This is a genomic window from Burkholderia sp. Ac-20392 (assembly GCF_017104585.1).
GTDB classification, from domain to species: Bacteria; Pseudomonadota; Gammaproteobacteria; order Burkholderiales; family Burkholderiaceae; genus Burkholderia; species Burkholderia lata.
The window spans coordinates 1-2,129 of the sequence record NZ_JAAGPB010000880.1 but is presented as its reverse complement, the minus strand read 5'-3'; the positions used below and the strand labels follow the sequence as shown (position 1 = coordinate 2,129).

Genomic DNA, 2,129 nt, shown 5'->3' with positions numbered 1-2,129 from the left:
CGGGCGAGCAGCGCGCCGGCGAAGGTCGGCGGCCAGTGCGTGAGCGTGGCCGCGAGCGGCCCTTCGCCGCGTCCGTCCGCGCCGTGGCACGCGGCGCAGTGTTGCGCATACAGGTGTGCGCCGCGCATCACGTTCGATACGGAAAACGGCGCGGGATCGCGCTGGAAACTCGTCGGTACGGCGGGCGAGAGCCACAGCGAAGACGGCGGCCACGGCGCGAACCACGCAACGGCCAGCGCGGCCAGTGCCGACGTGACACGCCATTTGCGCGACGCAACTGCGATGCACGCGAGCACGACGGCCAGCGTCGTCGCAGTAGCGGCGAACGCGAGTTGCCGCGTGAGTCCCGCGTCGATGCGCAGCGTTTCGAGCGCGATGCGGTGGGCCCACGGCCACGCGGCTTGACCATCGGCGTCGCCCGTCAGCCCGAGCGCATGCAGTACGCGCGTCAGCGCGATTTGCGTGCGATAGAGCCCTTGCAGAAACACGAGCGCCCAGTCGGCGAACGTCGGCGCGTTCATCGGCTACGTGCCCGCCGCATGGCGGCCCTTCGTCGAACGGCACCGCGCATCTACCAGCTCGCATCGAGCCCGAGGTGCCGCAACGCGTCGTGACGCAGTTCGGCAAGGCGCGCGTCGCCGCGGTGGCGCGGGTAGGGCAGGTCGACGTGCAATTCGGCGACGATCTGCGCGGGGCGCGGCCCGAACACGATCACGCGCTGCGCGAGGAACAGCGCCTCCTCGACATCGTGCGTGACGAGCAGCGCGGAGAAGCCGTCGCGTTGCCACAGTGCGGTGAGTTCGGCCTGCATCGTGAGCCGCGTCAGCGAATCGAGCTTGCCGAGCGGCTCGTCGAGGATCAGCAGGCGCGGATCGTTGACGAGCGCGCGGGCGAGTGCGACCCGCTGCGCCATCCCGCCGGACAACTGATGCGGGAACACGTTCGAGAATTCCTGGAGCCCGACGCGCGCGAGCGCATCGTCGACGCGATGCTGCGACGCGCGCGCCACGCCACGCGCCTCGAGGCCGAGCGCGACGTTCGCGCGCACGCGCCGCCACGGGTACAGCGTCGGGTCCTGGAACACGACGATGCGCGACGGATCGGGTTGCTCGATCGGCACGCCGTCCTGTGCGATCGTGCCTTGCCGCGCGGCGTCGAGGCCTGCGACGAGGCGCAGCAGCGTCGATTTCCCGCAGCCGCTCGGGCCGAGCAGCGCGACGAATTCGCCGGCCGCGACCGACAGCGTGACGTCGTCGAGCACCGGCAGCACGCCGCCGGGGCCGTCGAACGCATGGCTCACGCGTCGGATGTCGATGCGCGCACCGCGCGGCGCCGTGACGGCGGGCGCAGCGGCAACGGAAGATGCGGCGGAGGATTCGAGTACGGCGGCGCTCACCATTTGACGGTTCCTTTCTGCCACGCGAGCACGCGGTCGCGCACTGCGAACAGCAGCGCGATCAGCCCGGAAAACAGCAGCGCCATCACGATCAGCGCCGCATACATGTTCACGTACGATGCCCAGCCTTGCGCCCAGCTCAGGTACCAGCCGAGCCCCGACTTGACGCCCATCATCTCGGCGACGACCAGCACCGTGAACGATGCGCTCAGCCCCATGAAGATGCCGACGAACACGTGCGGCAACGCGGCCGGAATCGCGACGCGCAGCACGAGGAAGCGCGCGTTCGCGCCGAGCGTGCGCGCGACGTCGTAGTACTGCTTGTTGACGCTCGCGACGCCCGACCACGTGAGCACCGCGACCGGGAAGCCGGTTGCGAGCGCGATCAGGAACGCGGCCGCCGAATAGCTCGACGGGAAGAAGTAGAACGTGAGCGGCAGCAGCGCGGTAGCCGGCACCGGGCCGAGCACGCGCAGCACCGGATGCACCCAGTAGCCGATCCGGCGCGACCAGCCGATCGACACGCCCACCGCGAAACCGACCGCGACGCCGTACGCAAAGCCGAGCGCGAGCAGCTTCAGCGTGTTGCCGGCGCTGCCGAGGAGGCGCGGCCAGTCGTCGACGTAGACCTCGATCAGCGCCTGCGGCGGCGCGAAGAACGGCGTCGGCAGCCAGCCGGTTTTCGCGGTGACGAGTTCCCACGCGGCGAGCACGAGCGGCAGCGCGACGAGCA

3 protein-coding genes are annotated in these 2,129 nt (G+C 70.4%); all 3 read right to left on the bottom strand.

Annotation, left to right across the window (positions count from 1 at the left end; translation table 11 throughout):
* Positions 1–521: c-type cytochrome (locus tag G3N99_RS39305; protein WP_206125092.1), on the bottom strand; the 521-nt coding region annotated here is incomplete at its 3' end.
* 50 nt (positions 522–571) lie between these two features.
* Positions 572–1,399, bottom strand: a complete 828-nt coding sequence (locus tag G3N99_RS39300) for an ABC transporter ATP-binding protein (protein ID WP_206125091.1) — start codon at positions 1,397–1,399, stop codon at positions 572–574.
* On the bottom strand, positions 1,393–2,129 hold a 737-nt coding region (locus G3N99_RS39295), incomplete at its 5' end, for an ABC transporter permease subunit (RefSeq protein WP_206125090.1). The genes G3N99_RS39295 and G3N99_RS39300, both read right to left, overlap by 7 nt.